Raw genomic sequence first — 21,855 nt, 5'->3', positions numbered from 1 at the left:
ACATGACAACAAGACTACTTACTGTGCTGGTGGTGTCGCTAATCGTCCTTGCCGGCTGTCTCGGCGGCGGTCCGGCGGCGGGCGACGGGACCGACGCAGACGACGGTGGGGCCGCACCGGCAGACCGGGACGACCTCTCGGTCGAAGCGACGGACCGCCTCCTCCGAGACGCGGGCAGTTTCACCGCGACGTGGTCGTACTCGACGACCGAGGGCGGCGAGACGGCCACGATGACGAACGACTACCGGGTGGACCTGCGGGCGAACCGCTCGCTGGAGACATTCACGATGTCCGGGCCGGACGCCAGAACCGATTTCGAGACCTTCGTCGCCGACGGCTCGGCATACACCCGGTACGAGACCGACGGCGAGGCGTTCTATCAGATCAGGCCCCAAGACGACACGGCGTTCCAGTCCGCCATCGACCGCGGGAGGCTCAGCTCCGAGTCAGTCGACGACGCCCGGCTGGTTGGGACGGAAACGTTCGATGGCGTCACGGTGGACCGCTACGAGTACTCTGACCTCTCGACCTGGCGACAGATCGGTGCCGGCGCGTTCGGGTCCGGTGGGAACGTGACTGTGACCGACTTCACCGTCGTGATACTGGTCGACGGAGACGGGCTGGCGCGCCAGACAGCGTGGACGCTGACCGGCGAAACTGACGACGGCGAAACGGTCGCCGTTGAGTGGCGCTACGAGGTCACCGGCGTCGGGTCGACTGACGTTCCGGACCCGGACTGGCTTGCTGACGCGCGGGCCCAGCAGTCGAACGCGAGCACGTGAGCGGCGCGACAGGCCTCAGCAGCTGAGGAATTCCCGACGCTCGTCCCCGAGGGCGCTCTGACCGGTCCCTGCCGTTTTGATATCCCGAGCGAGATTCGAGAGATACGCGCGAAGCCCGGGCTCACAGGTCCCGAATTCCCGGGCCTGACGGTAATCACACAAGAGCGCGACCGGTAACAGCGGGGCCGCAAACAGTCCGGAAAGTGTGACGCCCAACTGGAACGGGTGACCAGTCGGGACAGCGAGCCACGCAGCGGCCACGACCGCCCAGAACACTACCCCGTAGATGAGGGTGTGCCGCCAGTTGTGCGTCGGCAGCTCATATCCACGAACACGCGACGAAGAGTCGCCCGACGTGTTGCCGGGAACTGGCCCACCGGGCGACTCGCCAGTAGACGGAGAGAGAGGACACGACATACTCTGTGCAAAGCCTGCTTCGATAATGACGGCTGGTTTGGCATACGCCGAACGAGACAGTGCGTATAAACGGCTCGGCACGCAACGGGAGGTATATGCGAGAGTTCATTTTCACTATCGACTACGAGCGGAACGTCGACCCTGTGATGGACGTGTTCATCGACCATCCGGAGATGCACTCCCGGACGATCGCGTGCAACGTCACGCGGGACGGGATGTGGCGGCTCGAACGCGTTGCCGGTCCGGAGACTGCGCTCGAACAACTGGACGACGTGTACGACGACCCCGTCCAGTGTACCGAATGCATCGGAACCCGCAACTGCGAGACCGACTGGACGTACGAGGTCATCGGCTCGGACCCCGGCGTCCGGACGGTGTACAGCTACCGGTCAGAAGCCGGTGACTGTCACTCGATTCCGCGGCTGGCTATCGACCACGTCGGTCGTGGCGTCCTCGTCGAGACTGAACGCCGCGGGAGTCGGTGTGAGTGGCGGCTGCTCCTGTGTAGCGACGCCGGTGTCGACGGCCTGTTTGAGGAGATGAAAGCCGAACTCCGGGATGGACTGACCGTCGAGTTCCGCCAGCTCAGTTCGCCCTCGTACTGGGTTGATGAGGCCGTGACGCTGGCGGAGCTGCCGCCTGAGCAACAGGCCGCCGTCGAGGCCGCTGTCGAACACGGCTACTACCGGACACCCCGAGACACGTCGCTTACCGACCTCGCCGAGACGCTCGACGTGTCGCGGTCGACGCTCCAGTACCGCCTCCAGCGGGCCGAGGCGTGGATCGTCCGGTCGTTCGTCACGCGGTCGATGGGGCCGGTTCAGGCCGACGAAGATGTCGCCGAGGGTGGACGCCTTCGTATCGGCCGCTCGGGTGTCTAAACGGCGATATCGCATCTGGAATCGGGACGAACTGCACTACCTGAGACCTGCCGTGTCGCAGGTCAGCACGGGATGACAGCGGATGGGGTGTCGTGCGCTGTGGCACGCGACCGTCACAGCTAGCTATCACTTCTCCTGAGTTCGGCATATGCCAAGCGAGTCGTCATGGGGGATGCACCCCTATAATTGGGTACGACCGCGGGCGTCCCACGCGCTCGCAGAGACACACCATGACGACACGCAGCATCTATTCCCCCGACGAACGCGGCGAGAGTGTGGACGAACAGGCCGAGTCCGAGGCGACTACCGGCCACGCCTGCCCGGACTGTGGCGGGAGCCTCGTCACCGACGACAGTCGCGGCGAGACCGTCTGCGAGTCGTGTGGACTCGTCGTCGACGAGGACGAGATTGACCACGGGCCGGAGTGGCGCGCCTTCGACAGTCAGGAACGCGACAACAAGCGCCGGGTCGGCGCGCCGACGACTGAGATGAAACACGACAGGGGCCTCTCGACCAACATCGGCTGGCAGGACAAGGACGCCTACGGCAACTCCCTGTCGACGCGCCAGCGCGAGAAGATGCAGCGCCTGCGCACCTGGGACGAGCGGTTCCGCACCCGCGACCACGCCGAGCGCAACCTCAAGCAGGCGCTGGGCGAAATCGACCGGATGGGTAGCGCGCTTGGCGTCCCCGAGAGCGCCCGCGAGACGGCCAGCGTCATCTATCGGCGCGCCCTCGACGAGGGCATGCTGCCCGGCCGCTCTATCGAAGGGATGGCGACCGCCGCGCTGTACGCCGCGGTCAGGCAGGCGAACCTCCCACAGACGCTCGACGACATGGCCGTCGTCAGCCGCGTCGACGAGATGGAGTTCACCCGCGCGTACCGCTATCTCAACCGCGAACTCTCCCTGCAGGTCGGCCCGCCGGACCCAGCAACCTACCTCAGCAAGTTCGTCTCCGAACTTAACGCCGATGACGCCCTCGAACGCCAGGCCCGCGCCCTCATCGAAGCGGGGAAGGAAGCGAACGTCCACAGCGGCAAGAGCCCCGTCGGCCTCGCCGCCGCGGCCATCTACGCCGCCGGCCTGCTGCTCGGCGAGGAGATGACACAGGAGACGGTCAGCGAGGCCACCGACATCAGCACCGTCACCATCCGCGAGCGCTACCGCGAACTGCTGGAAGCCGAAGCAGAGCTCGACGACAGCGCTGTCGACGCGGCCGGCAGCGCCGAACCCGGCGCGAGTGCCTAACCACGGCGCGCTGCTTCTTAGTTCCGTCCCTTTCCGAACCCTTTCTGCTGTTCCCCTGTCTAGATAGTCTATTGACCCGGGAGCGGACAGAGGCTCGCCGTCAGGACGACGATGTCGTCAGTGTGGTTGTGCGCCCCGTGGGCTTGCCCACGCTCGTTCAGCACGACGCCCGGCGCGGCGATTGTCTCCTCGGAGTCGTCTTGCTGGACCGTCACCTCGCCACGGACCACGTGGAACACGTTCGTCGCGTCACCGTGTTTATGCGGGTCGATGGTCGCGTCCGGCCCCAGCGCGAACGCTTTCACCAGCACGTCGTCGGTCACCGCTAGCTCTCCGTCGATGACTTCGTCTGCTGCTGGTTCGGTATCGAACGCTGCCAATCTGTCGAGTGACATACCGGCACGTGGGCCGGCGTCGCCTTAGCCGTTCGGCTGCTGGGAAATCTGTCGCCGTGTGATTGCGTGAGTGAACAACCAGAAACGCCTCGTAGCCGTGTAGCCAGCCGATGCGCTCCGGGAATCCCGACGACATAACCACCGCAGAAGGTGACACGACCGAGGAGCGTGGTTCAAGAGACCGAAGCTCTCTCGACATCACGAAAGACGCAGAGCGTCTTTCGACCGACAGCGAGCCGCGGGACCGGAACGTATCGGGGGCTTTCTGGCTGTTCAAACACCTTCACGGGACAACCAAGCATCTCACCTCTCCCGTCAAGTGTCGGCCAGTGCTCGGGTCTCACCGGTGCCACGGCCCGGAACCGATACCCGTTGGTTGCTGGCGTCTCAGCCAGTCTGGATGCCGGACTGCGGCGCGATTCCCCGACCGGGGTTTATTACTTCCGCAGTCCGAACAGGATGTATGGATGTTTAGGAGAGAACAACTGTTCTCGGCGATGACGGCGTCGTACGTAATCGCGGTCACGCTCGCCCTCGTCATCGCCGCGATATTCGCGCCGGTCATCTGGAACGGCGTGCCAAGCGGTGGTGACGACGACCCGAGCGTCGCCGTCATCACTCTTCGCGGCGGCACAACCGACGCGAACGTCAACGCCGTCAAGCAAGACCTCCGCGAGGCACGGACCAACGAGTCAATCGAGGCGGTCGTCCTCCGGGTCGACAGCCCCGGCGGTCCGGTCGATTCGAGCGAGGAGTTCTACCTCGCGGTGAACAGGACCGCCAGCGAGATGCCCGTTGTCGCCTATGTCGAAGGCACGGCCGCTTCGGGCGGCTACTACGGTATCGTCCCGGCCGACGAGATCGTCGTCAAACCGAGTTCGAACGTCGGTAGCATCGGCGTCATCGTTCAGGCCCCGCTGAGCCTCATCGAGCAGGTCGAACAGCAGGGCGAGACGTTCGTCCGCTCGGGGCCGGATAAGGCTCAGATAAGCAAGGACGGGCTCCGTGAGGACATCGAGGTCCTCCAGCGGTCCTTCGTCGGGACGGTCATGCGCCACCGGGGCGAGCAACTGACGCTCTCCCGCGAGGAAGTCGCCAACGGGAACACGTACCTCGGAGCCCAGGCGACGCAGAACGGCTTCGCCGACCGCATCGGCGACACTGAGCTAGCAATCGAGCGGGCCGCCGCGCTCTCGGATGATATCGAGGGCGACGGGTACGACGTGGTGTATCAGGGCAGTGGTGGTGCCGAATTCAACGTCATCATCGTCCCTGCCGGCGCTGAAACCGTCCAGGGCGCAAACAACGTGACCTATCTCGTCCACCCCGACGACAGCGAGACGACGTTCCGGGAACCGGTGAAGTACTACGCCGTCTGGGGAATCCCTGCCGACGACAACAACGCAACGGTGATCCGCAATGACTGAGGGCCGTATCGTCAAGCCGCTCGCCGTGTTTATCGTCGTTCTCGTGGCGATACTGGGTGGGACGTTCCTCCTCGCAGTCGTCAACCCGGGGTCATCGGGGCCGCCCGACGGCCAATCTATCGACGGTCAGTCCCCGTCACAGTACCAGCCCGACGCTGTCAATGCGCCTGTCGACCCAGAAGAGGGACAGATATCGGTCGACGCTGAGGCACGTGGGCAGCGAATACTCGTCGACACGAGCCACGGCAATCAGGTGTCTGAATCCGAACTCGAACCGATTACCGAGGCCGTGTTCGAAGCGGGCCACACCGTTGAGTACGGCACCGCCGGCACTGCTTCGTTCGCCGATTCGCTGGGCCAGTACGACGGTGTGCTCATCGTCCAGCCGCTTGGAAGCTACTCCGAAGAAGAGCGCGATGCGCTCCAGGAGTACACGGACGACGGCGGGCGTGTCGTTGTCTTGGCTGAACCGACGCAGACGCGGCTCTCAACTGGCTTCACCCAGTCGACGACGACGGTGTCGTTCGGAGCCAACAACGCCACCGAGCGCTACGGCGTTCGGATGGGGTCCGAACAGCTCTACAACGTCGACGACGCGGCCAACGACAACAATTTCAAGGCCATCTACGCGTCACCGAGTGGTGACGGCGAACTGACCGACGGTGTCGAGACGATCACCTTCGACACCGCCGGCTACGCGGTGGTAAACGGCGATGCCGAGACGAAGTTCACCGCTGCCGATGGCACCCGAACGCTGGAGACGCGGCGTACCGGAACGTACGCGACAGTCGTCCGCAACGACAACATGGTGTTCGTCACTGACTCGACGTTCATACGCAGTTCCGAAATATACGACGCCGACAACGAGGTGTTCATCGGAAACCTGCTTTCCTTCCTGCTTGACGGTGAAGCACCCGATCCCGGCGGTGCCGCGAGCACGGATCCCGGATTCGGGGCTGGTGGTGACACTTCCACCCCGGCCGGAACACCAGCGGAGTCGACCCCCAGCCCGACTCCGACGCCCGCACCCACCCCAAGTGGGTCCTGATTCGGGCTGCTCGGAACGCGATCGCCCGCGCCTTCACTGATTGGTGATGCTGATCGTCGTCTCGCTGTACAAGCCATGCTCGCCGGCGTTGGCAACGCTCAGTCCGGCGCTAATGGTGTACTCTCCGGCTGGCGCGGGTTCCCACTCGTCGTCGCTCACCCGGAACATCCGGTCCCACTGTCGCCTGAACTGCTTTCGCTCGCCGCGGTCAAACCGGAGGCTGCCGGCCTCGCTGGGCACGCTATCGACGTGGGACGCCTCGGGCACTCCATCGACGTACCACGTCCACGGCCGCGGCGAGTCCGTCGGGAGCGTTATCGGCACCGGAAGCCCGTTCCGAATCGTCACGACGAACGGCACCTTCGTTCCCGCCGGATACGACGCCTGTGGGACCTCGATATCGACCGACACTGCACGATAGCGGAGCCACGTCGGGAGCAGCAGGTCGCTCCAAGCCCGGCCGTTGATACTGCGTGCGGCCTGTGGCCGCCCTCCGCGCTCGGTAGGTGCCTGTGGCTCCTCGTCGTCGCGGTGGAGCGCCCCCGAGTCGTAGATGCGACGCATCGTCTGCACATGGGTCGGCGTGCGCAAAAGTGTTCGTCGGTCAGCGGGGCTGTTCGGCCGTGTCCGGCCGCGTCCATCTGCGAAGCAGGAGACGAGCAGACAGTTCGCAGGACGGTCACCACGCCACGTATGTGACAGATAGCCAAACACACTAAGTGGCCTGCCCTCTCAGGTGTCAGCAAGCCTCTTGTTCTGATGCTATCACCAAGTGATACGGTTCGGCTGTTGTACGTCGACGACGAGCCGGATTTCGCGGCAACGGCTGCTGCGTTTCTTGAGCGTGAGAACGACCGGTTCCGCGTCGAGACGGCGCCGAACGCGGAAGACGCGCTGGAGCGGCTTGCGGAGTCACCGGTTGATTGTATCGTGTCGGACTACGACATGCCCGGACGCGACGGTATCGAGTTCCTCGAAGCCGTCCGCAAGGAGTACCCCGACCTCCCGCTCATCCTGTTTACTGGAAAGGGAAGCGAGGAAGTCGCGAGCGACGCTATCTCGGCCGGTGTCACCGATTACATGCAGAAGGAAGGGGGCACAGACCAGTACACATTGCTGGCTAATCGGGTCCAGAACGTGGTGGCGGCGAAACAGTCGGCAACCGAGGCCAAGCGCCGGCGACACCGACTCGAACAGATACTCAAGACCGTCCCGTCGTGTGTCGTGCAACTCGACCGCGACGGCCAGTTCGTGTTCGCCAATCAGCGCGCCGTCGACGTTCTCGGACTGTCGCAGTCGGCGGTGAAAGACCGGGCCTACAACGACCCGAAGTGGGATATCCGGGACCTCGACGGGAACCCGATACCGGACGCGGAGCTCCCGTTTCGACAGGTGCTTGAAACCGGCCAGCCCCTGGCCGACGCTCGGCACACGATTCACTGGCCGGACGGCACGGAGAAGGTGCTCTCCGTGAACGGTGCGCCGCTGTTCGACGAGGACGGGGCTGTCGAAAGCGTGGTCTGTACGCTGACCGATATCACCGACAAGCGCGACCAGAAGCGGGACCTACAGGAAACCGAACGCCGACTCCAGCTGGCTCTAAAGGCCAGCGAAACGGGAGTCTGGGAATGGAACTACGAGACAGACAAGGTTGTGTTGAGCGACACGCTCGAACGGCTCTTGGGCTTCGAGCCCGGTGGGTTCGACGGGACGCTGTCGGCCGTGTTCGACCTGATTCACCCCGAGGACTCCCATGAAGTCCGCGAGCAGATAGAGCGAGCAGTCGAAACGGACAGCATCTACGACGGAGAGTTCCGGGTAATCGACGTGGACGGGAACGTCCGATGGGGGTCCGTTCGGGGACAGCCCCTATCAGACGACGACAGGACACTGATGGTCGGCGTCCACCACGACATCACCGAGCAGAGAGAACGTGAGCGTGACCTGCGGAGAGCAGAGCGACGGCTCGAAGCGATTCTGGAAAACACCACGACCCCGATGTTCATGAAAGACGACGACGGGCAGTACATCTTCGTCAACCACGGCTATCGGGAGATGACTGGGCTCACTGACGCGGAAATCGTCGGCCGCACCGACTTCGAGTTGTTCCCGGAAGAAACAGCCGAAACGGCGTGGACAAACGACCGTGCCGTCCTACACACTGGCGAACCGCTGGAGGTTGAGGAGCGTATCGTTATCGACGGCGAGGCACAGCAGTATCTCTCGACAAAGGTCCCGATATACGACACGGGGGAGCGGTCCGACCCCGATACCCCGGTCGCCGTGTTCGGCATCGCAAGCGATATTACCGACATTCGCGAGCAAGAACGGGAGCTACAGCGTGAGCGCGACCGGCTCGCCGAGTTTGCCAGCGTCGTCAGCCACGACCTTCGCAGTCCTCTGAGCGCCGCACAGGGACGATTGAAGCTCACCCGAACAACCGGTGATGAGAGCCATCTGGCGGGGATCGAGACTGCGCTCGACCGGATGGAGCGCATTATCGATGACGTGTTGCTTCTGGCTCGCCAGGGGCGAGACATCAAGGAGCCCGAGCCGGTTTCGCTCCGTGACGCGGTTGCGGATGCCTGGGAGATGGTCTCTCAGGACGCCGGGGACGGGACCCTCGGCTTCGCCGACACTGTCGGGCGGGGCGTGACGATTACCGCCGACCGGCCGCGCCTGCTGCAACTGCTCGAAAACCTGCTCCGGAACAGTGTGGAACACGGTTCCACGAGCTGTTCGACGGGAGTCGATGACAGTGCGGAACACGGGTCGGTCGAGCCACGGTCACAGGACCAGACGGATGTGGACCACGGCGCTACCAGCAGCCAGACGAAGCCAGAGGACACAGCTAACGGCAAGTGCGTGACAATAACTATCGGAACCGCCGAAGACGGTTTCTACGTCGCAGACGATGGCCCCGGCGTCCCAGGAGCCAAGCGTGGGACACTGTTCGAGGCGGGATACTCGACCGACGACGACGGCACCGGGTTCGGACTGGCGATTGTCGACCGCATCGCTGAGGCCCACGGCTGGTCGGTCGACGTGTCGGAAAGCGCCGACGGCGGGGCACGATTCGAGATTACCGGCGTCGAGTTCGAATAGCGGCCGGGTCACACCGCGTCACGCATCGGTGGCTCCGGGCTATCCGGTCCGTGTCGGTGCATCCGGATACGCGTCGTCGTACAGCAGGCAGGCGATACGGTGGTCGTCGCCGACATCGAACAGCGCTGGGTCGGTTCGCTCACAGGGCGATTCGAAGGCGTCGTTCAGCACCGTCCGCGCGGCTTCGAACGCCCCGTCGTGCAGGTGGTCTAGCGTCGTCGCGAGCACGTCCTCGGCCTCGCGGTCGCCGACCGTGTCCGGGAGGCCGAACTCGGCTCGGACCCGCGTGTCGAGGGCCGACCGTGAGAGCTGACTGCGGTCCTCGTCCTCGACGCCCTCCTGCACTGCGGTCACCGCTTCCAGCGAGTCGGCTTTGCGGAGCCGCTGTTTCAGGTCCATCAGTGACCGCCACTCCGACTGTGCCATGTCTGTCCCCTCGGGCTGGATAACCTTCGGACAGCGGGTGTGGAACCGACAGCCAGACGGCGGGTTCAGCGGCGATGGAACGTCGCCAGAGAGGAAAATACGGTCGCCCTCCCAGCCGGGATCTGGCTCCGGAATGGCGGACAGCAGCGCCTCGGCGTAGGGGTGATACGGCGGCTGAAACACGTCTTCGGTCGGGCCGACCTCGGCGAACTCTCCGAGATAGAGGACACCAACGCGGTCGGCAATGTGTTCGACGACGCTGAGGTCGTGCGCGATGACGATATAGGAGAGGCCGAACTCCGACTGCAGGTCCGCGAGCAGGTTCAGAATCTGGGCCTGCACGCTCACGTCCAGTGCCGAGACGGGTTCGTCACAGACGATGACCTCGGGGTCGACGGCGAGCGCCCGGGCGATGCCGATACGCTGGCGCTGGCCGCCGGAAAACTCGTGGGGGTAGCGGTGGGCGTGCCGCTGATTGAGTCCCACGGTTTCCAGCAGATCGCTGACGCGCTCGGTCCGGGCCTCGCCCTCGGCGATGTCGTGGATGTCCAGTGGCTCACCGACGATGTCGCCGACCGTCAGCCGCGGATTAAGGCTGGCAAAGGGGTCCTGAAAGATGTACTGGATGTCCTTTCGGAGCGCCCGGAGGCGGTCGTCAGAAGCTGCCGTCAGGTCCTCACCCTTGTACCGGACCGTCCCGGCCGTGGGTTCGATGAGCCGCAGCAGGCTCTGGGCGAGTGTCGTCTTGCCACAGCCGGACTCCCCGACGATACCGAGTGTCTCCCCGGGGTACAGTTCGAGGTCGACGCCGTCCAGCGCCTTCACTTCCTGATTCCGGCCCAGCAGGGTATCGATGAGGCTCCCCCCGGATTCGTAGTACTTTGTGAGGTTCTCGACCTCCAGAACGGGGTTGTCCGCCGTCCTAGCCATCTTGCTGGCCTCCAGTCTCGTCGTCCACGTCGTCGCTCTGGTCAAGCAGGTCGGTATCGGCTCCAACCGGGTCGGAATCGGCGCGAAGCGGATCGGAGTCGGCCCGGCGCTTCTCGGCGTCCGACGCGTGGAGACGGGCGTTCGACTGTGGCTCGGTGGGCGGCGCGTCCCGGCCTTTCACTTCGACCTCGTAATCCAGTTCGCCGTCGAGGTCGCCGGTGTAGGCCAGACAGGCTGCTGCCCGGTCGGACAGACCGACACCGTCCCCGGTGTCGGGGTCGACGAGCGGCGGCTGTTTGCGCGTACACACCTCTTCGGCGAAGGGACACCGCGGGTGGAAGCTACAGCCGGAGGGCACCTCTACGAGGTCCGGCATCGTCCCCGGAATCGTCTGGAGGCGGTCCTGCCGGTCGCCGATGCGGGGGATGGCGCTCATCAGCCCGACGGTGTAGGGGTGTTTCGGGTCGTAGTACAGCTCTTCGACGGTCGCCGTCTCGACGGCGCGGCCGGCGTACATTACCATCACCCGGTCGCACAGCTCCGCGATGACCCCGAGGTCGTGGGTGATGAGCTGGATGGCCGTGTCGTACTCCTCGGCGAGCCGTTCCAGCCGGTCCAGAATCTTCGCCTCGATGGTCACGTCGAGCGCCGTCGTCGGCTCGTCGGCGATGAGCAGGTCGGGGTCACAGGACAGCGCCATGGCGATGACGACCCGCTGTTGCATCCCGCCGGAGAACTCGTGGGGGTAGTCGTCGTAGCGGGCCGCCGGTTCGGGGATGCCTACGTCGTCGAGCAGGCGGATAGCCCGCTCGCGGGCGGCCGTGTCATCGTAGTCGAGGTGGTGGCGGATCGCCTCGGCGATCTGCTCGCCGACGGTGTAGACGGGATTGAGTGCGGTCTGTGCGTCCTGAAATATCATCGCGATGTCGTTGCCCCGCACGTCTCGAACGTCGGATTCGGACAGTTCCATGAGGTCTTCACCGTCGAAACGGACGGTCCCGCTCTCGATGCGGCCAGGCTCTTCGATGAGTCGCATTACCGATAGCGCGGTGACGCTCTTGCCCGCGCCGCTCTCGCCGACGACGCCGAACTTCTCGCCGCGCTCAATGCGAAAGGAAAGGTCGTCGACGGCGGTGACGACGCCCTCCTCGGTGTAGAACTTGACCGTGAGGTCCTCGACTTCCAGCAGCGCCATCAGACCTCGCCCCCGCGGGCCACGTCTTCGCTCTCCTGTGCGTCCAGCGCGTCGTTGATGCCGTCGCCGATGAGGTTCATCGACATGACAAACAGGAAGATTGCGCCGCCGGGGAAGACGGTGACCCACCAGGGAATCGACCCGCCCGGTCCCTGGACGATGGTCTCGCGGGTCTGGTCCAGCATCGTGCCCCACTCGGCGGAGCTGGGTGGGAGACCCAGCCCGAGGAACCCAAGGGCCGCCACGCCGATAACGACAGTCCCGATGGAGAGGGAAGCCTGGACGACAAGCGGCGCGATGGCGTTGGGGACGACGTGTCTGAAGATGACACGGCGGTCCCGCGCTCCCAGCGCTTTCGCCGCCAGCACGTACTCGTTTTCTTTGACTTTCAGAATCTCGCCGCGTATCAGTCGGGCGTAGCCCGCCCAGCCGATAGCGGTGAAGGCGAGCACCAGCTCCCAGTACCCCTTGCCGAGCACGGCGACGATGATGAGCGCGAGCAGAAGGCCGGGGAACGCGAAGATGAGGTCGAGTATCCGCATCATCACCTCGTCGACCCGGCCGCCGTAGTAGCCGGCGACCGCGCCGTACACCAGCCCGATTACGGCGGTGACGAGGACGACGATGAAGCCGATAGAGAGGCTGAACCGGCCGCCGTACAGCACGCGGGAGAACACGTCCCGCGCGGAGCCGTCGGTCCCGAACGGGTGGGCCAGCGACGGGGCTTCGTAGGCGCTCACGTCGAGGCCCTGTGCGTACAGGATGGCGCTCGGGTCGTACGGCGCGAGCGAGAACGGCTGGACGGTGACGCCCGCGACCGTAATTGGACGGGCGAACACCGCGAGCAGCGCCATCGCCGTGACGATGTACAGCCCGAGCATGGCGCTGCGGTTCCGGCGGAACTCGCGCCAGGCGCGCGCCCACCGGCTCTCTGTCCCCGTGTCTCTCGTCTCTGTCCAGTCGGATAGCGGTTCGCGGGACTCGACGCGGTCGGCGTCGAACCCCGTTATCCGGATGCGTCCTCGGTCCGTACTCATAGGTCAATCATAGCGGATTCGTGGGTCAAGCACAGCGTACATGATGTCTGCAAGCAGGTTCGCGAGGATGATCGTCACGCCGGTAAACAGCGTGATGGCCATGATGAGGTCGACCTCGCGGCCGATGATCGCGCCGACGAAGGCCCGTCCCAGCCCGGGCCAGGCGAACACCTGCTCGACGACGACGGCACCGGCGAAGATGCTCGCGGTCAGGAACGCAGCGATGGTCGTCACCGAGATGAGCGAGTTCCGCAGGACGTGTTTCAACACGACCGTTCGCTCTGGAAGTCCCTTCGCCCGCGCCGCCGTGACGTACTCCTTGTTCAGTTCCTCGGCCATCGACGACCGCATCACGCGCATCAGCGTCGCCGACGACGCCGTCCCGATGGTGACCCCGGGGAGGACGAGATACCACAGCATCTCGGGGGAGAGCAGCGGCTTGTCCGGGGCCAGCACCGGCCACAGGTCCAGCCAGAGCGCGAACACGAGGATGAGCATCAGGCCGAGCCAGAAGTTCGGCAGGGAGATGCCCGACAGCGCGAACACCCGCGAGAGGTCGTCGCCCAGCGTGTCCTTGTTCACCGCGGCGTAGATGCCGGTCGGGATGGCGATGAGCAGGGCGATGGCCCAGCCGAACAGCCCCAGCGCGACGGTTTCGGGGAGCCGGGCAAGAATGTAGGGCAGGACCGGCTGGTCGACGCTGATGACCGTCCCGAGGTCGCCCTGCAGGACGTTGCTCATCCACGTGAGGTACTGCTGCCAGACCGGACCGTCGAGGCCGTACCTGGCGCGTATCGCGGCCTCCTCGGCCGCCGAAATCTGCGGATTCAGGGCGACCATCTGGTCGATAGGGTCCCCCGGCGTCAGGTGGACCAGCGCGAAGGTAAGCACCGAGACGCCGAACAGTATCGGCACCGTCGCCGCCACGCGAACCGCGACGAATCGTCTGAGGCTCATCGTACTGAGTCACTCCCGATCCAGATATGCGACCTGCTGGTCCGTCGGGTCGTGCAGCCCGTAGGGCAGGATGCCACTGGAGAACGTGTACGTGTTGTGTCCGACGTAGTCGGTCGACAGCGCGGAGACGTTCGTCCCGAAGACGGTGTAGCTGTTGGGGGCCTGCTCGATGAGTCCGCGCCACACACGGTCGTACTGCTCGCCGCGGAACTGCGGGTCCTCGACGGCCTCGACCGAGAACCGCGCCTCCGTCGCAATCTCGTCGAGGTCTGGCGTGTCGACCCGCTGGAAGTTACAGCACTGCCCGAAATTGTCGATGGAGTTGACGGCGTCGTAGAAGCTCCCGGGGTTGAACGTGCCCGAGAGGCCGATGAGGACGATGTTGCCCTGCTGGTAGTACTCCGGCCCGAGGATGCGCTGGACGAAGGTCGTGAACTCGAAGGTCTCGACGCTGATGTCGAAAAACTCCGTGTTGCTCATCACCTGGGCGATGAGTTCGGCCTCGCGCACGCGGTCGTCGGAGGTGTTTGTCTCGATGGTCGCCTCGATGGGCGTCTCGACGCCGAGGTCGTCGACGGCCTCCTGCAGGAGTTCGGTCGCGTCCTCGGTGTCCTGTTCGGTCTGGGGGCGCAGTTCCTCGACCAGCGCGTCGTAGTCGGCGGTCCCTTCGTCGGCAGCCATCTCCGGCAGCGGCGTGTACGCCGGGTTCCGGTAGCCGTTGTAGATGTTCTCAGCAATCTGGGCGCGCGGAATCAGCTGATTGACGCCCCGGCGGACCCGCTCGTCGTCCCACGGCGAGACGGTGACGGGGTACTGGAGGAAGTTGTACGCCCCGGCGTTGGTCACGCTGAGCCGGTAGTCCTCCGCGCTCCGGTACTCGCCGTAGGTGTCGCTCGTGAGCCCGTAGGTGAGGTCTATCTCGCCGTTGTTGAGCGCGGCCGCCCGGGTCGCGTCGTCTTGCACGATAGCGACCGTGACCGCGTCGACGACCGGGCTCGTCGGGAACCCCTCTGGCCCGTCCCACCACTCCAGCGCGTCGAGGCCAAGGTCGTCCAGCCAGTAGTCGTCGAACGTGCTGAACTCGGCGCGCTGTTCGGCCTCGTAGGACTCGAACTCGAAGGGGCCGGTCCCGATCGGCGTCAGGTCGTTTCGCGGGTCCGCGCCAGTGTCGGGATACTCTTCGATGTGCTCCATCGGGTACACTGTCGTCGGGAGCTGGCTGTCGGCCTCGGCGTCGGGCTCCTGTCCGTAGATGTCGACGGTGTAGTCGTCGACGGCCTCCGCGTAGAGAAAGGAGTCGAAGGTCTGAGCCGAAATCGAGGAGTTCTCAAGCACCTCATACGACCGGGCGACGTGCTCTGCGGTCATCTCCTCGCCGTTGTGGAAGGTGACCCCCTCGTGGAGTTCGGCCCGGTACTTGATCCCGTAGGTGCCGTCTGCAACGGCATCAGGCGCTTCATTGACCGTCAGGACCTCGCCGGCCTCGGGGTTCCTGATGATTATCTGGTCGTCGGCAACGAGGTTCCCCTCGTCGTCCGTCTCCGCCGACACCATGTACGGCTCGTAGGCCCCGTCCTCGACTTCTTTGACGTCTATCCGTTCCCACGTCTTCGCGAGCCACGGGTACACAGTCCCCGCGGCGTCCTGCGTGATGAGACTCTCGTAGATGAGTCCGTGGACGTTGCCGGCCGGCGCGCTGGTGCTGTATGACGGGTCGAAAGAATCGATACCCGCGCCGAGGCCGAACCTGAGTGTCCCGCCGTCCTGAATCTCGTCGACGGCGACCTCCGCCCGCTCCCGGACCGGGTCGAGGCTCTGTCCACCCTCGCTTTCGCCGTCTCCACCTCCGTCAGTGCCGGCGCTACAACCGGCGAGTGTCATTACTGTTGCCGCGCCCGCCGTCTTGAGGACGCGCCGTCGCGTCACTGTACTCGTGCCTGCAGCTGCGTCATGAGACATTCCCGTTGACCTCGAAAGTTATGCGTTATGTTGCCCTCCCACACACTTATAGCATAACGGCGCTCGGAGTCGGGCAGCATCGGTACGCGACAGGCCGGGAGCATACTACACGGCGCCGATACAGACCCCGCTGGTGAGCTTCACCTCTCGGCTGAACTGCGCTGGTGTATAGCCTCCGGCCAGAGATACGCCATCCTCTGACGACGCGCTGTCGAGACCGAGTTTAGGGGAGATAGCACGTAGGATTGGTCGTTCAACGGTGTCCTGATGCCGGGCGCTCCCGGTACGAACGACACTGCGCCCCGGTCAAAGCTGGGGCCGACACCTACAGTTGCGATTCGAGTTCGAGCGGCTGCTCAGAATGGCGGGCTGTAATCCTCGTACTCGTCCATCTCCTCCATGTCGTCGGTCTTCGAGGGCATGACCGCAGCGCGCGGCCCGCCGGACCGCACGACTTCGACGGCTTCGAGTCCGTCGACGCTCTCCGGGAGTCGGCGTTCGATTGCCTTCATCGTCATCGGAGCGATGCCACACCCCGAACACGCACCGCCGATGGCGACGGTGGCCGTGCCTTCGCTCTCGTCGATGTCGCGGACCTCGAAGTTGCCGCCGTGTTGCTGGATTTGCGGGACGTTGTTGCTCAAGTAGTTACGCGCCTGTCGTTCGAGTCCTTCAGCGCTCATGACGATTGTATATACGCACTAACCTATCATAAAAATGTCGTTTTTGGCGTACCTAAAATACCGTTCCTTAGAGCTTCAGGAGCAATAATTTTGGCCACCCAAACAATTAGTATACTAATTCTATTAATTTTCGCACGGCCTAAAACAAGCTTGCTGTGGAGTCCTCGTTCAGGCGGTATCCTCATCCGGCGCCGTCGAACCAGCCTCTGAACCGTCCTGTTTCGTCTCGGCGTTGCAGGGCAGTGTGGCGGCCAGTCGCTCCGCGACCATCGGGCTGACTAGACCGGCCAGCTCCATCGCTTCCGTCTCGTGATCGTCGAGATCGAGAACCCCCCGAAAGAACCACGAGACGGTCACATACGTCTCGTGTAACTCCGCTGCCTCCTCATGCCCTGACTCTGTCAGCGTCACCCCCTCGTACGGCTCATATGTGACGAGATTCTCCTCTGCGAGTCGCTGGCACATCTCCGTCACCGCCGCCGGAGACCGATCAAGCATCTCCCCCAACTCTCCCGGGGCGACTGGCGGTTCGTCCCGGTGCTGGGCGATGTAAATCGCCAGCAGATACTCCGGTGCTGTGTTCATCGCTCCGACGGATCCGTCCGATTCCCGCTTACTGCCGTCGACTCCCCTGTCGACTGCTCACCGGCTCCGAAGACCACCACGTATGCCCACGCCCACAGTCGGGCATGTGACCGCTGCGGGCGTTTACCCATTCCCATCATCTCGATATTTCCGTCCCCACCCATCAGGCAGACGCCCCCAGTACTGTCGGTAGAGCACTGACCGAGCGGCCGCTCGTCGGTGGACGCTCAGCATGATGCCCACACCGTACGTCGGGACCACGCGAACGGTGTCGATAGCGCCCTCGACGATACGAAACGGTCCGCCATCGATCCCTGCGTTGGTCTCCCCCCGTTTGTGCTCCGAACTCAGTACCGTCGTCTGCCATATGTTTTAGGCTTGCCTAATAATATAAAACGTCTGCGGTTTTTAGGACTGCCTAATTCAATCAGCGAAGTCGAGCCTACCGTCCGAGACTCTCACCCATCGCGTGGCACTCCACTCACCATCGAGGCGTTATCTCTGCCGTAATCGCTTCCCGAATCGCCTCGATCAGTTGGTTTGCCGAATTTGATATCGCATTATATGCTTTATCGGGAAAACCACTGGTCACCTCCGGCTCGTCGATGAACAGGCAAATACGGGTAGTAGCGGCTAAAACACCGCTACTCAGTAAAATCGGTAATAGAATCGAACGTGTCGACCGCCAGCCGTTCAGCGACTGCGTCTCTGTCCACGTCACTGATTTCCTGCGGGTATTTTCGTTCGAAGTAGCTCACGATGTTCTCAACATCGCGAGTTAGCAGTTCCCGGGCGTTTTCGTGGTCGGTCGGGACAGCCTGTGGCCAATCGAAAACGACCACGCCTTCATTCGTGACGAAGACGTTGTACTCGCTCATGTCCGCGTGGACGTACCCTTCGCGGTAGGCCGTCTGCATCTCTTCGAGGACGAGATCCAGAATCGGCAGTACCTGTTCCGTTTCGAGTTTCGTTCGGGAGAGTTCGACGCCGTCTATTTTTTCCATGACAATCGCATGGCGGTTCGTGTCGATTGGCTGGGGAACCGCCACGTTCGGATACAGCGTTTCGAGGGCATCGTACTCCCGTTCGGCGGCCTTCCGGGCGGTGTAGAGCCAAGAAACGTGGTCGCGGTCGGCGGTATACTCCCGCTCTTTCATCACTTCACGGAAATTGGTGTACCCCTCGCGGTGGTATTTCAGTGCCACCGGCTTGTACGATTGAGCCTCGTACACGTCGCTTTCCTTGCCGACACCCAGTGGAGACCCGACTCCTTCGATTGTGTCGCGCTCGGCGAATGTATGCAGCGCAAGCGTGTCGTACCCCTCGAAAGTGAGTTTGAACCCTTCGTACTGGATGGTCTTGCGCTCGACCAGTCCCCGGTCCGCACACCGGTCGAGCCGGTAGTCGACGTCTTCCGACGTCAGCCGTGAGAACTCGGTCAACTTCTCGCGGGCGACGTACTCCGAGAACCGCATCCCCTGCTCGACGCCGGAGAGCAGATGGAAGTCCTCGGGTTCCAGCTCCGCCATCACTGAAGCCACGTTCTGGACCATTAGCGTTCTCTACTCGATGGACTGGTAAAAGGCCGACGCGTTCGCCGGATAGAGGTGATAAATCTGTAGCCGCTATACAAAATACACATCTGGTCTCAGGCTGGTTGCTGTATCGGCGGACGACGAGCGCTCTGACCGGGGCGGCTGGGCGCAAACTTAGACGGACTGCAGTGTTCGGACAGTCTGCCCGAGACAGCTACGCTCATATTTTCATCTGTCCGACTCGACCCGCTACTGTCGGCGTTTCGTGACCGAAACCGCAGTTCAGTCGCTTGCTCATCGAATAAGACCTCATTAACCTACATAATCACACGTTTTCAGCTTGGCATCATACATCTGCTATCGCTACTGTACTATCGTTTCAGTATCTCAAAACGCGGCTGATGTGGCTCGGAAACGGGCCTTTGCTGGTCGCAAGCGCTATTCACACATAATCAGCTATAGAAGCGAAACGTTAGGCATCAACTCGAAAATACGTTCCTAATCGCCGTGACAGTATATGTAAGGCGAACGGCGACTGCGTTCGCTGACTGTGTGGCCGTTAAGCTACTCTCTACTTTTGGTCATCTAAACGCAAGCGTGCCGTGTGAGCAGACAACATAAAGACCAGCTCAGGGACCTGCTTCGCTCACTCGCGTTTAATTCTCACGACCGTCGGCTCGCGTTTCCGGTGCTGTTTGCCGTCGGTTCGGAACTGTATTTCGTACTGACAATCACACTCGGTTCTGCCCGTCCCCCGATGGCTCCCGACGCTGGCATCTTCCAGCATCTCGGCTGGTATCTGACGCGGGGCGGTCGGCTGTACGTCGACGCCTGGGAGCCGAAGCTCCCGCTGTCCTACGAGACGACCGGCGTTCTGGCGATGCTCGCCGGCGGCGACATGTACCGGCTCCACCTCCTCAGCGTGGCGCTGATGAGCGCGGCGGTGTGTGGAATCGTCGGGCTCGTCGTGATACTCGTCTACGACATCACCGGCGACGACGTCGCTGCGCCGCTGGCCGGCCTCTCTATGTTCCTGCTGCCGGGGTTCGCCGTCCGGCCCGCGTACGGTTTCAAGGCGAAGTACCTCCTCGTCCTCTGTGGACTCCTGGCGATATACCTGTACACGCGCGAATACCCGGCACTGAGCGGTGTGGCCGCGGCGGCCAGCGTTGGGTACTGGCAGGCCGGGGTCATCTTCCCGCTCGTCGTGGTCGGGCTGGCAATCCAGCAACGAGACGTGCGGGCGCTTGAACGTGTTGTCGCCGGCGGCCTCGGGTTCACTGTGGTCATGCTTGCACCGGTATTTCTCGTCTGGCACTCGGTCTCGGAGATGGTCGTCCAGGTGTTGCTCGTGCCGCTACAGACCGAGGAGCAGGCGTCAGTACTCGCCCGACTCGTCGCCGGTGTCGTCCATTTCAAGTGGTCGTCGCCGTTCGTGGTGCTGGGCGGTTTCGGACTCGGACACACCGCTCGGTGCTGGTTCAGGGGCGACGACGGCGCGGTCGGGCGCACCGACTGGTGGATTCCGGTCGGCGCGGCGTGGTTCGCGCTCCTGATATTCTTCGTCGACTTCGAGACCGGCGGCTACACCGACCTCATTCCGGGGCTGGCGTTCGTCGCAATCGGCGTCGGGATAGTCGCGACGACGCTCCGTGACCGCCGACGGAAGCAGTATCTCGCCGCGGCGCTCGCGCTGGTTCTCGTCGTCAACGTCGCCGTCCTCGGTAGCGTCGGTCTCGTCTTCACACCCGTCGAAACGCCGGGACCGGTGCCAATGTCAGACCTCGAAACCACCAGTCTCCCGGAGACCTACGGGGAAAGCGAGTCGGTACCCGACGTCCGGTACATCTATTGGCAGCAGCTTGAACCGTCGGCGTGTCACTACCGGCTCTCGGTGATGGAGTTGCGGTGGCTCGACAGAGTCGACTCGTCGATAGACAGCCGCTGTCTCGGCTTGAGGACCGCCAGAGCCAGGCTCGCAAGCGGCTAGGACTCCGTGGAGTCGTAGTCAGAGAGCGAGGTCTGTGTCGTTTCGACAGAACCTGTGATGATGTAGGGGACGATAATCCGGAAGAACTGAGCGGCAAGCACCAGCAGGATCGGACCCAAAAAGATGCCGTAGAAGCCAAACGCGATGGGGCCGAGGATGTACGCGAACATCAACAGACCGACGTGAGTCAGATCACCGCTAACGTATGGCCGAATCAGGAAATCCGGGATGGTGTCGACGACGACCAGCGTGACCACAAGAAAGAGGACAACCCAGGCCAGGGCTGCCGTCTGTCCTGTGACGACCGCGGAGACCGCAAGCAGTCCAGCCACGGGCAGATAGACGATTTTCATTCCGACTACTGGAATGAGGCTGCCGATGCCGGTGAGCGCGCCGACGAGTGGTGCAAACGGAACCTGCACTGAGCCTGGCGCGACCAGATTGTACAGCGAGAACACGAAGATCCCGATAACGCCCGTCACCAGTGCGTTCAAGATGTTCCCGAAGAGAATCGAAGACAGTTCCTCGTCGACCGCCGCCGCGTAGTTGCGAAGGACACCTGACCCGTCGAAAGTGTCAAGGAACCAGCCGACAAGCCGCGGTCCGTCAGTAAGCAGGTAGTACGTCCCGGCAAACATGATGAACACGCGCAGCAGTAGCGCCGTAAGCATACTCACAGAGCCGATGAGCGTATCAGAGACACGTCCCAGCCACGACTGGACTGTCGCGTTTCGCAACAGGTCAATCACTTCGTCCGGCCCCATCGCCAGCACATCTGAGAATCCGAGGTCGGCGAGCGGCCCCGGAAGCGACCCACCCTGAAGATCCTGAAACTGCGAAAGGTACGCCGCGCCAAGGCCACCTTCGCCGAAGAACGACTGTAACTCGGGGACAATGAGGACGATCGTATAGCCGACCAGAAGCACGAACGGTAACAGAAAGAAGAAAATCGTGGCCGCCGCATGGAGCTGTTTCTGGTACGGGACAGCCCGACCCAGGAACGATTCGGGGAGCGGGAGCCACCCGAGCCGTCGATAAATCGGTCGGCTGGCGTAGTACAGAAAAACGGTAAACACGAGCGTCGGGAGGAACTGGGACAGGACGAGTCCGACCACGAGAAAAAGTGCTACGCCCGCGATAGCAAGCAGAACGCGCCGTCCGAGGTCGGTACTATATTCCATATGTTTTCAGTACAACATCTTGATAAAAAATAAAACCACCGGTCGGCCCGGTGGCTGTACGTGAGCGGGGTA

Annotated in this window: 19 protein-coding genes; 7 read left to right on the top strand and 12 right to left on the bottom strand. The window is 63.2% G+C overall.

The window, feature by feature from the left end; all coding sequences use genetic code 11:
* The first annotated feature begins 2 nt into the window (after positions 1–2).
* Positions 3–782, top strand: a complete 780-nt coding sequence (locus DVK01_RS03445) for a hypothetical protein (protein WP_121535411.1) — start codon at positions 3–5, stop codon at positions 780–782.
* A 15-nt stretch (positions 783–797) separates the two neighbouring features.
* On the opposite strand, the gene DVK01_RS03440 is transcribed toward DVK01_RS03445, so the two are convergent.
* On the bottom strand, positions 798–1,199 hold the full coding sequence (locus DVK01_RS03440; protein ID WP_101350905.1) for a hypothetical protein: 402 nt from the start codon (positions 1,197–1,199) through the stop codon (positions 798–800).
* A 95-nt stretch (positions 1,200–1,294) separates the two neighbouring features.
* On the opposite strand from DVK01_RS03440, the gene DVK01_RS03435 reads away from it, so the two are divergent.
* Entirely contained in the window at positions 1,295–2,080 is a 786-nt protein-coding gene (locus tag DVK01_RS03435; RefSeq protein WP_121535409.1) for a helix-turn-helix domain-containing protein, read from the top strand.
* Between the two features lie 230 nt (positions 2,081–2,310).
* Positions 2,311–3,330, top strand: coding sequence for a transcription initiation factor IIB family protein (locus tag DVK01_RS03430; RefSeq protein ID WP_101350903.1), 1,020 nt, complete (start codon positions 2,311–2,313; stop codon positions 3,328–3,330).
* Between the two features lie 68 nt (positions 3,331–3,398).
* On the opposite strand, the gene DVK01_RS03425 is transcribed toward DVK01_RS03430, so the two are convergent.
* The gene (locus DVK01_RS03425; protein WP_121511453.1) at positions 3,399–3,725 is read right to left on the bottom strand and encodes a cupin domain-containing protein; all 327 of its coding nucleotides are present in this window, start codon (positions 3,723–3,725) and stop codon (positions 3,399–3,401) included.
* Positions 3,726–4,192: 467 nt separating this feature from the next.
* On the opposite strand from DVK01_RS03425, the gene DVK01_RS03420 reads away from it, so the two are divergent.
* Together DVK01_RS03420 and DVK01_RS03415 are read left to right on the top strand one after the other, a co-directional pair.
* Positions 4,193–5,152: a S49 family peptidase gene (locus tag DVK01_RS03420; RefSeq protein ID WP_198560188.1), complete on the top strand. Its 960-nt coding sequence runs from the start codon at positions 4,193–4,195 to the stop codon at positions 5,150–5,152.
* A complete protein-coding gene (locus DVK01_RS03415; protein WP_121535407.1) occupies positions 5,145–6,200 on the top strand; it encodes a DUF4350 domain-containing protein in 1,056 nt (351 codons plus the stop codon). The genes DVK01_RS03420 and DVK01_RS03415 overlap by 8 nt, the downstream gene beginning before the upstream one ends.
* 33 nt (positions 6,201–6,233) lie before the next feature.
* Here the strand turns inward: DVK01_RS03415 and DVK01_RS03410 are convergent, their stop codons facing one another.
* The gene (locus DVK01_RS03410) at positions 6,234–6,764 is read right to left on the bottom strand and encodes a hypothetical protein (RefSeq protein WP_101350899.1); all 531 of its coding nucleotides are present in this window, start codon (positions 6,762–6,764) and stop codon (positions 6,234–6,236) included.
* A 195-nt stretch (positions 6,765–6,959) separates the two neighbouring features.
* On the opposite strand from DVK01_RS03410, the gene DVK01_RS03405 reads away from it, so the two are divergent.
* Positions 6,960–9,305, top strand: a complete 2,346-nt coding sequence (locus DVK01_RS03405; RefSeq protein WP_121535405.1) for a PAS domain S-box protein — start codon at positions 6,960–6,962, stop codon at positions 9,303–9,305.
* A 39-nt stretch (positions 9,306–9,344) separates the two neighbouring features.
* Here DVK01_RS03405 and DVK01_RS03400 read toward each other — a convergent pair whose 3' ends face one another.
* The 8 genes from DVK01_RS03400 to DVK01_RS03365 all read right to left on the bottom strand — a co-directional run bounded on the left by DVK01_RS03400 (position 9,345) and on the right by DVK01_RS03365 (position 18,630).
* Entirely contained in the window at positions 9,345–10,661 is a 1,317-nt protein-coding gene (locus DVK01_RS03400) for an ABC transporter ATP-binding protein (RefSeq protein WP_121535403.1), read from the bottom strand.
* Positions 10,654–11,856 carry an ABC transporter ATP-binding protein gene (locus tag DVK01_RS03395; protein ID WP_121535401.1) on the bottom strand — a complete coding sequence of 401 codons (1,203 nt, stop codon included), beginning with the start codon at positions 11,854–11,856 and terminating at the stop codon, positions 10,654–10,656. The genes DVK01_RS03400 and DVK01_RS03395 overlap by 8 nt, the downstream gene beginning before the upstream one ends.
* On the bottom strand, positions 11,856–12,893 hold the full coding sequence (locus tag DVK01_RS03390) for an ABC transporter permease (protein ID WP_101350895.1): 1,038 nt from the start codon (positions 12,891–12,893) through the stop codon (positions 11,856–11,858). Before DVK01_RS03390 ends, DVK01_RS03395 begins: the two co-directional genes overlap by 1 nt.
* Before the next feature lie 3 nt (positions 12,894–12,896).
* A complete protein-coding gene (locus DVK01_RS03385; RefSeq protein WP_121535399.1) occupies positions 12,897–13,850 on the bottom strand; it encodes an ABC transporter permease in 954 nt (317 codons plus the stop codon).
* Between the two features lie 9 nt (positions 13,851–13,859).
* Positions 13,860–15,809, bottom strand: coding sequence for an ABC transporter substrate-binding protein (locus DVK01_RS03380; RefSeq protein WP_121535397.1), 1,950 nt, complete (start codon positions 15,807–15,809; stop codon positions 13,860–13,862).
* A gap of 356 nt (positions 15,810–16,165) precedes the next feature.
* Complete coding sequence (locus DVK01_RS03375) at positions 16,166–16,492, bottom strand: NifU family protein (RefSeq protein WP_121511460.1); 327 nt, start codon at positions 16,490–16,492, stop codon at positions 16,166–16,168.
* 168 nt (positions 16,493–16,660) lie between these two features.
* The gene (locus DVK01_RS03370; RefSeq protein ID WP_101350891.1) at positions 16,661–17,077 is read right to left on the bottom strand and encodes a metal-dependent transcriptional regulator; all 417 of its coding nucleotides are present in this window, start codon (positions 17,075–17,077) and stop codon (positions 16,661–16,663) included.
* Positions 17,078–17,721: 644 nt separating this feature from the next.
* The gene (locus tag DVK01_RS03365) at positions 17,722–18,630 is read right to left on the bottom strand and encodes a serine/threonine-protein kinase RIO2 (RefSeq protein ID WP_101350890.1); all 909 of its coding nucleotides are present in this window, start codon (positions 18,628–18,630) and stop codon (positions 17,722–17,724) included.
* A 739-nt stretch (positions 18,631–19,369) separates the two neighbouring features.
* Between DVK01_RS03365 and DVK01_RS03360 the strand changes: the two genes are divergently transcribed.
* Positions 19,370–20,602 (top strand): DolP-mannose mannosyltransferase, encoded by a 1,233-nt coding sequence (locus tag DVK01_RS03360; protein ID WP_121536154.1) that lies wholly within the window; start codon positions 19,370–19,372, stop codon positions 20,600–20,602.
* Here the strand turns inward: DVK01_RS03360 and DVK01_RS03355 are convergent.
* Positions 20,599–21,783, bottom strand: coding sequence for an AI-2E family transporter (locus DVK01_RS03355; protein ID WP_121535395.1), 1,185 nt, complete (start codon positions 21,781–21,783; stop codon positions 20,599–20,601). The genes DVK01_RS03360 and DVK01_RS03355 overlap by 4 nt on opposite strands.
* Positions 21,784–21,855 lie beyond the last annotated feature (72 nt).

This window comes from Haloarcula sp. Atlit-120R (assembly GCF_003665885.1).
Lineage (GTDB): Archaea > Halobacteriota > Halobacteria > Halobacteriales > Haloarculaceae > Haloarcula > Haloarcula taiwanensis.
This window is presented reverse-complemented; position numbering and strand designations above follow the sequence as displayed.

Excerpts from the sequence above, each read along its gene's own strand:
- DVK01_RS03445 (WP_121535411.1), top strand. The coding sequence starts at position 3 with ATGACAACAAGACTACTTACTGTGCTGGTGGTGTCGCTAATCGTCCTT.
- DVK01_RS03440 (WP_101350905.1), bottom strand. The coding sequence starts at position 1,199 with ATGTCGTGTCCTCTCTCTCCGTCTACTGGCGAGTCGCCCGGTGGGCCA.
- DVK01_RS03435 (WP_121535409.1), top strand. The coding sequence starts at position 1,295 with ATGCGAGAGTTCATTTTCACTATCGACTACGAGCGGAACGTCGACCCT.
- DVK01_RS03430 (WP_101350903.1), top strand. The coding sequence starts at position 2,311 with ATGACGACACGCAGCATCTATTCCCCCGACGAACGCGGCGAGAGTGTG.
- DVK01_RS03425 (WP_121511453.1), bottom strand. The coding sequence starts at position 3,725 with ATGTCACTCGACAGATTGGCAGCGTTCGATACCGAACCAGCAGCAGAC.
- DVK01_RS03420 (WP_198560188.1), top strand. The coding sequence starts at position 4,193 with ATGTTTAGGAGAGAACAACTGTTCTCGGCGATGACGGCGTCGTACGTA.
- DVK01_RS03415 (WP_121535407.1), top strand. The coding sequence starts at position 5,145 with ATGACTGAGGGCCGTATCGTCAAGCCGCTCGCCGTGTTTATCGTCGTT.
- DVK01_RS03410 (WP_101350899.1), bottom strand. The coding sequence starts at position 6,764 with ATGCGTCGCATCTACGACTCGGGGGCGCTCCACCGCGACGACGAGGAG.
- DVK01_RS03405 (WP_121535405.1), top strand. The coding sequence starts at position 6,960 with ATGCTATCACCAAGTGATACGGTTCGGCTGTTGTACGTCGACGACGAG.
- DVK01_RS03400 (WP_121535403.1), bottom strand. The coding sequence starts at position 10,661 with ATGGCTAGGACGGCGGACAACCCCGTTCTGGAGGTCGAGAACCTCACA.
- DVK01_RS03395 (WP_121535401.1), bottom strand. The coding sequence starts at position 11,856 with ATGGCGCTGCTGGAAGTCGAGGACCTCACGGTCAAGTTCTACACCGAG.
- DVK01_RS03390 (WP_101350895.1), bottom strand. The coding sequence starts at position 12,893 with ATGAGTACGGACCGAGGACGCATCCGGATAACGGGGTTCGACGCCGAC.
- DVK01_RS03385 (WP_121535399.1), bottom strand. The coding sequence starts at position 13,850 with ATGAGCCTCAGACGATTCGTCGCGGTTCGCGTGGCGGCGACGGTGCCG.
- DVK01_RS03380 (WP_121535397.1), bottom strand. The coding sequence starts at position 15,809 with ATGTCTCATGACGCAGCTGCAGGCACGAGTACAGTGACGCGACGGCGC.
- DVK01_RS03375 (WP_121511460.1), bottom strand. The coding sequence starts at position 16,492 with ATGAGCGCTGAAGGACTCGAACGACAGGCGCGTAACTACTTGAGCAAC.
- DVK01_RS03370 (WP_101350891.1), bottom strand. The coding sequence starts at position 17,077 with ATGAACACAGCACCGGAGTATCTGCTGGCGATTTACATCGCCCAGCAC.
- DVK01_RS03365 (WP_101350890.1), bottom strand. The coding sequence starts at position 18,630 with ATGGTCCAGAACGTGGCTTCAGTGATGGCGGAGCTGGAACCCGAGGAC.
- DVK01_RS03360 (WP_121536154.1), top strand. The coding sequence starts at position 19,370 with ATGGCTCCCGACGCTGGCATCTTCCAGCATCTCGGCTGGTATCTGACG.
- DVK01_RS03355 (WP_121535395.1), bottom strand. The coding sequence starts at position 21,783 with ATGGAATATAGTACCGACCTCGGACGGCGCGTTCTGCTTGCTATCGCG.